We start from the raw sequence: 8,810 nt of genomic DNA on the forward strand, positions 1-8,810 counted from the left end.
TTGAGTTTTACCCACTTGACAAGACTCTAATTTTCTTAACTTGACACCAATGGCAAGATGCCCACCCCACAACAAATAGTTGTATATTTTTTTATTTGGAAGTCCCTTACAATATTTCGTATTTGTTTACATAGCAATTTGTTGTCACCCTCCCAAGGTGGATTTGAACCTACCAATATGTTGTTGATTATCGTCCTCAAGAAGTGCCTATAGTTTGTTCCTATAGACATAAAACAGTTTAGTTATACATAGCTACATTAAAGTTAACAAACACATCTTGAGTACAAAAAAATGGAAACACGTCCTTCAACTGATTTATCAACTGTTGCTAAAGCTTATAACGGCATAGATCGCAACGCATTTTTGTTTGGCTGGACTCCTCAAGCCGAAATCTGGAACGGTCGATTAGCTGCTATTGGCTTTCTTGCCTATTTACTTTGGGATTTAGCTGGTTATAGCGTTCTGCGTGACGTCTTACACTTAATTGGTTACTAATAGTCTGCCACAGCCATTCTGACTGATTAAGAACCTATAGGAATTCGATTTGATTTTTGAACAAAATTAGGCATTTGTAGTAGCGTGTCAAGCTTAAAATAGTGCATTATAAAACTCTTGTGGGATGGGCGTCTCGCCCGTCCGTGCGGGCAAGATGCCCACACCACAAGAAAATTTATTGCAACATTTTAGTCTTGCCACGCCACTACGTATATTTTCAAAAATCAAATATTTACGCCGATTTACTTAGCACTATCCTTACCTAAAGTAAAAAGCGAACCAACACATATAAAGCTGAAGCTACCAGTTGTAATAGCATCACTGGAATACCATAGTGGAGAAAAGTTTTAAACGAGATGCGGCGTCCATGCTGCTCAGAAATCCCAGCGGCTACGATATTAGATGATGCACCTACAAGTGTGCCATTACCTCCTAAAGTTGCACCGAACATCATGGCATAAAACAGAGGTAATACTTCTGGCGGAAACTGTCCTTGAAAGTCTTGTGCTAAAACTTCTGTGGGTGCTAATCCGACAGTCACAATATATTGTTTGAGTAAGGGAACCATCCCCACCACTAAAGGAATATTGGGCACTACGCTGGATAATATTCCCACAAAAAATAATAAAAATAGAGAACCCAGGATAATATTTTTTCCTAAAATTACTGCCAATATTCCTGATAAACCACTGATTACACCTGTTTTTTCTAGTCCTCCAATTAGCACAAAAATACTCATAAAAAATATCAATGTACTCCAGTCTACATCCCGCAAAATGTTGTTAACTGAATCGATTTTGCTATGGTGAGATAAAAGCAAAGCTAAAGCTGCTCCTAACAAAGCTGCGGCAGCAGGTGAAATCGGAACTGGTAGAGATTCTCCGATGACAAAAAATAGCAGGACGAAAAATACAATAACTGCACCGAAGCTTAAAGCACGTGGATGATTTATTTGTGGGTGTGGCAGTTCTTCAAGATTATCTAACTGTGTATTCCAAATTTTACGGAATAAAAATGGCAGTGTTGCAATCACTATGACAATGGCAATCACTCCTCCTAAACTCAATTTCAATAAATAATCTGTAAAGCTGATATTCACAGCATCACCGACAATAAATGTAGCAGGATCACCAACTAAAGTTAGCAGTCCGGCACTATTAGCAACAAACACCATTAAAATCAACAATGGGACAAAATTTATCCCAATTTCCTCCGCCATTGGTGGAATTAAAGGTGCTAGCAACATTACTGTTGTGGCATTTGGTAAGACTGCACAAATAGGTGTCACAATAGCGACAATACCAAGTAATAGACGTTTGCCTTGTCCTTTAGCTAGGAGTACTATTTGAGTAGCTAAATAATCAAATATCTTGGTAGGCTCAAAAGCCCGTACTAACACCATAACTCCAAAGAATAAACCGAGTGTTCCATGACTTTTGCCGATGTAACCAACAGCTTCTTGTAAAGTCATGACGTTACTAAAAACTAACAATAATGCTCCCAGTAATGCTGCAATAGTGAGATGTACCCATTCCGTCATTACTAAAACAATGACGCTTATAAACGTAATCACACTAAGGATTGCTTGCCAGTTTTCCACACCCTAACCTCTCGAAGTTTACTTGGTTGAATAGTAGCGAAAAAAGCCACCTATTTATAGGTGACTTATCTGTGATTAAAATTGGATAAAAATTACTGAAATTTGAAATATCGATTATTCATCAATACAACTGGGAATACCCAAAACGGCGCAGGGAAAATTAGAGCCTAGTGCCTCAATCATCGGATGATTCGCGGAGTTGCAACCTAAAAACAGAATATCGGCATTTTCTGATTCAACAACTTTGGCAAGTTCTGTAGAAATGCAGCCAAAGCGCAAATGAGATTTGAAGCAACCCTGCCATTCTTCAGCTAGACTTCGAGCTTGCCAGAGAATTATATCTGCTTGTTGTAGGGGAGTTACTACTGTCTGCAATTTGGGTTGAGTTAATACCAGTGTGACAGACTTTGATACTTCACTAACTTGACATTCCAATGAAGGCTGTTGTTGTGGAAAGCTCAAGATATTTGGATACTGGCTGCTTTGATTATCTTCTAATACATAAACAGCTTGAACTGTAACTTCTGCATTGGTGGCTAAACGGGTTTGATGGGCAATCCAAAAGGCAATATCTAATGCCGTATGACTTTTGGGAGATCCATCATAAGCAACAATTAAATTAACTGCTTTTGAGCTTTGAGGTTTGTTATAAAAAGGTTTCTTTGGTTCTGGCAGCAGTACCATTTGTTCAATTAAGTCATCTCGACCTGTGGCACTTTGTAGACGTGCTAACATTGGCTTGATTTGCACAGCTTTACTTCTCCCAATGAAATGAATTAGCAATGAGAAGCAGGGGGACAAATTTTGGATTTTGGATTTTAGATTGAGTAACGATAACCAAAATCTCAATTCAGTCAAGGAAACCCCAATAATAACTGTATTACAGCCAAAGTCTTGGGGGTTCCTTCCATTGCCTACGGAGTTAGCTGACGGGCTAAGACTGGAAGGTGTCTCTCTCTTAGGAGTGCTGTTAGCGCAAGCGGGGCGTTTAGCCCGTGGTGAGTCCTGAGTGAAAACTTCTGACTCTTAAATTGCCGCTCTCTGCAAGATTAGCCCCAAACATTGGTTCCTCCGTTCCAAATCCAGCTTTCATGAATTTGAATTAGGCTACCCACTAAAAAAAATGATAATCTAATTTACTCGTCTTGGGCAAAATATCGATCAAGGAAATTTAGGGCGTGGTTGCGGAGTTCAAAATATTCTTTTGAGTTTCGCATGGCGGCGCGATCGCGTGGATGCTCAAAAGGAACTTCTAAAATCTCCCCGATATTAGCAGCTGGGCCATTGGTCATCAAGACGATGCGATCGGACATATAAATTGCTTCGTCTACATCGTGGGTAATCATCATCACTGCTTGACGATTATTTTCCCAAATATCCAATACCTGCCGCTGCAATTTGCCACGAGTTAGCGCATCTAGTGCCCCAAAAGGTTCATCCATCAGCAACATTTTAGGACGAATTGCTAAAGCTCTGGCAATACCTACTCGTTGTTTCATACCTCCAGAGATTTCATCAGGATATTTGTCAGCCGCCGCCGTCAAGTTTACCATTGCCAAGTGCTGATTTACAATGCTAATTTTCTCAGCCCGATTAGCATTTTTTAGCACTTCATCCACAGCTAAACGGATATTTTCTCGTACTGTTAACCAAGGTAACAGCGAATAGTTCTGAAATACCATCATCCGCTCGGCTCCTGGCTGACGAATTTCTTTTCCATCTAGCCGGACTGAGCCGGAAGTTGCTTTTTCTAAACCAGCTACTATCTTGAGTAGAGTTGATTTTCCACAACCTGAGTGACCAATTACAGAAATATATTCATCTTCACCAATTGTCAGATTAACTCCATCTAAAACGACAAAGTTCTCTTGATCAGGTGTCGGATAAGACTTGACTAAATTTTCAATTTCTAAAAATCCAGTGCGGGGAAGAACTTCGGTCTGGGTATTAATAGGTAATGAGGTATATTCCATTATCAAATGCTCCCGAAATAATCTAGTCATCAAACAACTTTGGATTTTAGATTTGCAATTTTAGATTATCTTTCGCCCACAACAAGCAAGGCGTGAATCGAAGAACTACAATCCAAAATCTAAAATTGCCACAGCCAATATTTGAACTTGGAATTTAAGACATGAAAAAGCTAGTGGGAGCATTAGCCCTGATCGCAAAACTATTTAGATAACCCACCGGATCGCTGGGATCGAAGGCTTTCTTATCTATAAATACTTCTGGTGGTTCGACCTTGTAATCATCCTTGGGACATTCAATGCCCATTTCAGATGCTATCTCCCGATATAAATCTGTTCTCCAGCCATCTTCGGCTAGTTTTTCGGCATTTTTGGGAAATTCCTTAATTTGTCCCCATCGGGCTGCTTGTGTCATTAACCAGATACTTCTGGATCTCCACAAGAATGTCGAGTGTTCTCCTGGCTGCTTGGGAAGGTTGTCAGGAATATCGAAGAAAATCGTGGTGTCATCGGCTTGGATGGTGCGGTCTTTGCCGTCAAAGCCGCCGTAATTATAGTTGCCCAGAATTCCGGGACTTGTAAATTTGGCAATTGGAGCATCTTGATTTTTGGGTTTAGCACCTGTAAAGGAACGGTCTGTAAGTAGTTCGGCTACTTCTTGGCGGTTTTCTACTTTGCTGCAATACTGACAGGCTTCAATCATCGCCTTGACTAAAGAACGATAGGTTTTGGGATATTTTTCGATGAAAGATTGCATTACTCCCAACAAACGATCTGGGTGTCCCAACCAGACTTCTTTACCTTGTGCGAAGGTAAAGCCGATGTTTTCATTACCTGTTATTGCTCGTGTATTCCAGGGTTCTGCAACCATGTAAGCTTGCATGGCGCCAATCCGCACGTTTGTTACCATTTGAGGGGGTGGAACGATGATGATCCGAAACTCTTTAAGCGGATCAACACCTGCGGCGGCAGATAAGTAACGGATAAAGTATTCGTAAATCGCGGAACTTAATACTACCGCCCAGACTTTGTTTTCTGACGGCTGCTTCTCAAAGAAACCCCGGAAATCGCGCCCAAAGGCTTCCAAAGCGCCATCGCCATATTGTTCTTGATATTCGTACCACGGGCGTAGCCCAAAATCCCACATGGCTTTGTTCATTGTCATGGCGTTACCGTGGCTGTGAATGGTCATGGCTGCACACAAGGAGGCTTGGCGTGCGCCTTCAGCACCAATTCTGGCGTTGGTAACTGCACCAGATACTATGGGCGAAGCATCCAGGCGACCAAAAATTAAACCATCGCGGGAATTAGCCCAACTAGCTTCGCGGTTAAGTGTGACATTCAAACCATATTTGCGGAAGAAACCTTTTTTCCAGGCGATCGCAAATGGCGCACAATCATTAACGGGAACGTAACCAATGGTGAGATCAGATTTTTCTAGGTCTTGCCATCTAACTACTGGTTGTACAGCTAAGGCTTCTTCAGTTAGTCCTTTGGCTGATCTATCTCCTGAAATTCCACAGGAGGACAATGCTATTCCGGTTGTGGTTACTCCGATTCCTTTAATAAAATCTCGTCGAGTCCAGTTATTATCACCCATTTTTGTAGCTCCATTGGTGGATCAATTTTGGATTTTAGATTTTGGATTTTAGATTTGTTTGATTAGACGCTGCGCGAACAGATATTATTAAATTTTGGATTTTCAATTCTTCAATCCAAAATCTAAAATTTAAAATCTAAAATTCCCTTTAGTTAGTTGGAAGTTCTAGGGCGATGGGTTACTAATTCTTGGATTTTGTCCACGGCGTAATCTAGGATTAACCCAGTTAAGCCAATTATCAACACAGCTAAAAAGACTGAACTCAGGTTTAAACGACTCCATTCATCCCAGACAAAAAAGCCGATACCAACACCACCTGTAAGCATTTCCACGGCAACAATTACTAGCCAAGCTATGCCTAAACTAATTCGCAAACCTGTAAAAATATACGGCAAACTTGCAGGCCAAATGATTTTTGTAATTCGTCGCCAACGTGGCATTTCCAGCACTCGTGCCACATCTAAATAATCTTTGGGAACGCTAGAAACTCCTAATGCGGTATTAATAATTGTCGGCCATAAGGAGGTAATAAAGATGACAAAAATGGCGGAAGGATCTGCTAAGTTGAAAATTGCTAAGGCGATGGGTAGCCAAGCTAGGGGCGATACGGGTTTAAAAATTTGAATTATCGGATTAAGTGCTAGCATTGCCGGTCTGGACATTCCAATTAGAAACCCCAAAGGAATCGCTACTACAGCACCTAACAAAAAGCCTATTAATACCCGACGCAGACTTGCTATCAACAACCAACCAATTCCTAAGTTGCCTGGGCCTCTTTGGTAGAAGGGATTTAAGATGTAGTCTAAATTAGCGATTAGCGCTTCTGGTGGAGTGGGCATCAATTGATGGTTGGCAAGTGCAATAATCCACCACAGCACAATTATTCCCAAGAAGCCCAATACTGGTAAAAAGAAGACATCTCTAAGGATTACAGGTTTGGTCTTTTTCCAAACAGCTTGCCCAGCGATCGCGGCGATCGCTGCTAAATTTAGTTGAAATATCATTGACGACCTCAACAGATTTAAGTGCAGGTACAAAAAGTCTGAGCAGTACCAGCCCTGGACACTGATGAGATTGGAACATTATAAAAATGCCGTCTCTTCAGTCTCCTCTCAATGCCTACGAAGTTAGCTGACGGGCTAGGGCTGAGAGATGCCCTTCTTTTAAGAGTGCTGAGTGCTGAGTTCCGAGTGCTGAGTTGAATTTATAAACTCTTCACTTTTAACTCTCAACTCCTCACTTTCTATAAGATTCGCCCCACAATTTGGTTCCTCCGCTCCAACGTCACGCACTGTGATGCGTTGGATTAGGCTGACTTACTCGAATAGATACTAGATTATGGAAATTATAACATCGATATGTAGAACATAACATTAATACTTTAGTAACTACATCTGTTTTATGATAAATGTTGTTTATTTTAATACTGAAGTTAAGTACATACATTGGCTTTTCGGTAATCAAGAAAATCTCTAATTTTGGTTATGTTGTGAGTGAACTCCTTACACAGAAAGCGAAACAATTTAATTAAGTCAAGTATCAAGCCTGTTAACTGCTAGAGTTTTATTGTGAACTTCAAGATATAAATTATACTGCACAAATTTTATCTACGGTTAGTTAATCTAACCAACGAAAAAATGTGTAAAATCTATTTCTTTTGGTAGGTGAAACATATCGATTTTTTGGTAAACAGCCATTTCACTCGCTAAACTATTTGGATATGGAAGTTTACTCATCTATCTCCTAGCTGAATTTAACATAATGGATTTTAGTCAAGTACTGGCTGAAAAAACGGATACCATCCTCAAAAAATGGATTGCAGCGGTTCGTAAGGATAGACGCATTGAAAGTGCTGATGAACTATCTTATACAGCAGTAAAGGATCACGTCCCTGATCTTTTGAAAGCAATGGTGACAGTTCTTTCAAAATCTCAGGATAATGATATTCGGTCAATGGTTATTGCCAGTTTTCAGCATGGAGCGATTCGAGCCGAACAAGGCTTTGATCCAGCAGAAATTGCCAGAGAATATCATCTGCTGCGAACAGTAATATTTGATGCTATACAAGCAGATTTATTGAAGGGAACCCCATCAGAGATAATTCGTTCCATGCGTTTGATTGATGCGATTGTAGATGAAGCGATCGCTCAATGTTTCAAGAGTTATGTTGAGCAACGCTTGCGGGAATTACACCGGTTGCAAGCATCACTAACGCTCCATAATGAGGAACTCACGCGATTAATTAGCGCTAATCAAGAGTATCTTTCCCAATTAGCCCACGAATTAAAACATCCCCTCACTTCCATTATTGGCTACTCGGATCTGTTTTTACGCCAACAACGACGCAAGACTGATATAAAAGACAACTTTACCAATTTAGAACATATTGAGCGAGTACTACGCAATGGTAGACAGTTACTTCATCTGATTAATGATGTACTAGAACTTTCGCGCTATGAAGCGGGGCAGATAAAAATCCAATTAGCGCCTACGGATGTAAGTGAATTAATTGGTAATGTGTGTGAAATGTTAGAACCTTTAGCTGCGGGAAAAAATTTACAAATTGTGGTGGATTGCGATCGCGCTCCCGAAAAGGTAATGGCAGATTCTTTCCAACTGCAACAGATTATCACAAATCTTATTAGTAATGCGATTCGTTATACAGAGTCGGGGACTGTAATTATAATGTGTCAGGTGTTGGAGAACCAGAGATGGGCGATCGCCGTTTCTGATACAGGAATTGGTATTGCACCAGAAAACCAAGACCAAATATTTGAACCCTATTTTCGTGTAAGTGCTAGCGATCGCCCCTATCTTCCCGATAGTACTGGGTTGGGGTTAGCGATCGTATCGCGGTTGGTAAAATTATTGCAAGGTCAAATTAACCTAGCCTCGCAGGTAGGCGTTGGTTCTACTTTCACTGTTATTTTTCCCTTGGAAATGGAATTTTAAAAGTATTGGGCAATTGGAAATCACGACTACACTAGCATTGTCCACCTCCGTGGACTAATACAAAATCAAGGGTTTTGTCTGTATAGCCGCGATTTCTAATCGCCGGGGCTTTACAAACCAATACTGTTCGGTTAAGACAAAAGACGCGATAAATCGCCGTCTCTACAAAAGACTGATTATTGTAGAGACGGCG

At 40.6% G+C, this 8,810-nt stretch carries 7 protein-coding genes and 2 riboswitches; of the genes, 2 read left to right on the forward strand and 5 right to left on the reverse strand.

Annotated elements, in window-relative coordinates; translation table 11 throughout:
• The first annotated feature begins 291 nt into the window (after positions 1–291).
• Positions 292–495, forward strand: a complete 204-nt coding sequence (locus tag ABF638_RS35165; RefSeq protein WP_335104821.1) for a high light inducible protein — start codon at positions 292–294, stop codon at positions 493–495.
• Between the two features lie 262 nt (positions 496–757).
• Here the strand turns inward: ABF638_RS35165 and ABF638_RS35170 are convergent, their stop codons facing one another.
• The 5 genes from ABF638_RS35170 to ntrB all read right to left on the reverse strand — a co-directional run bounded on the left by ABF638_RS35170 (position 758) and on the right by ntrB (position 6,669).
• Positions 758–2,095 carry an ArsB/NhaD family transporter gene (locus ABF638_RS35170; RefSeq protein ID WP_435027414.1) on the reverse strand — a complete coding sequence of 446 codons (1,338 nt, stop codon included), beginning with the start codon at positions 2,093–2,095 and terminating at the stop codon, positions 758–760.
• Between the two features lie 114 nt (positions 2,096–2,209).
• Positions 2,210–2,830: a universal stress protein gene (locus tag ABF638_RS35175; protein WP_435027419.1), complete on the reverse strand. Its 621-nt coding sequence runs from the start codon at positions 2,828–2,830 to the stop codon at positions 2,210–2,212.
• A 161-nt stretch (positions 2,831–2,991) separates the two neighbouring features.
• Positions 2,992–3,214: riboswitch (cyclic di-AMP (ydaO/yuaA leader) on the reverse strand.
• Between the two features lie 17 nt (positions 3,215–3,231).
• A complete protein-coding gene (locus ABF638_RS35180) occupies positions 3,232–4,068 on the reverse strand; it encodes an ABC transporter ATP-binding protein (protein WP_435027415.1) in 837 nt (278 codons plus the stop codon).
• A 154-nt stretch (positions 4,069–4,222) separates the two neighbouring features.
• Positions 4,223–5,665 (reverse strand): ABC transporter substrate-binding protein, encoded by a 1,443-nt coding sequence (locus ABF638_RS35185; protein ID WP_435027416.1) that lies wholly within the window; start codon positions 5,663–5,665, stop codon positions 4,223–4,225.
• Positions 5,666–5,817: 152 nt separating this feature from the next.
• Complete coding sequence (gene ntrB, locus ABF638_RS35190; protein ID WP_435027417.1) at positions 5,818–6,669, reverse strand: nitrate ABC transporter permease; 852 nt, start codon at positions 6,667–6,669, stop codon at positions 5,818–5,820.
• Positions 6,670–6,766: 97 nt separating this feature from the next.
• A riboswitch (cyclic di-AMP (ydaO/yuaA leader) is annotated at positions 6,767–6,988 on the reverse strand.
• 438 nt (positions 6,989–7,426) lie between these two features.
• Between ntrB and ABF638_RS35195 the strand changes: the two genes are divergently transcribed.
• Complete coding sequence (locus tag ABF638_RS35195; protein WP_435027418.1) at positions 7,427–8,617, forward strand: sensor histidine kinase; 1,191 nt, start codon at positions 7,427–7,429, stop codon at positions 8,615–8,617.
• Positions 8,618–8,810: the final 193 nt, after the last annotated feature.

Source organism: Nostoc sp. CALU 1950, from assembly GCF_051172895.1.
GTDB lineage: Bacteria > Cyanobacteriota > Cyanobacteriia > Cyanobacteriales > Nostocaceae > Nostoc > Nostoc edaphicum_A.

Excerpts from the sequence above, each read along its gene's own strand:
- ABF638_RS35165 (WP_335104821.1), top strand. The coding sequence starts at position 292 with ATGGAAACACGTCCTTCAACTGATTTATCAACTGTTGCTAAAGCTTAT.
- ABF638_RS35175 (WP_435027419.1), bottom strand. The coding sequence starts at position 2,830 with ATGTTAGCACGTCTACAAAGTGCCACAGGTCGAGATGACTTAATTGAA.
- ABF638_RS35180 (WP_435027415.1), bottom strand. The coding sequence starts at position 4,068 with ATGGAATATACCTCATTACCTATTAATACCCAGACCGAAGTTCTTCCC.
- ABF638_RS35185 (WP_435027416.1), bottom strand. The coding sequence starts at position 5,665 with ATGGGTGATAATAACTGGACTCGACGAGATTTTATTAAAGGAATCGGA.
- ntrB (WP_435027417.1), bottom strand. The coding sequence starts at position 6,669 with ATGATATTTCAACTAAATTTAGCAGCGATCGCCGCGATCGCTGGGCAA.
- ABF638_RS35195 (WP_435027418.1), top strand. The coding sequence starts at position 7,427 with ATGGATTTTAGTCAAGTACTGGCTGAAAAAACGGATACCATCCTCAAA.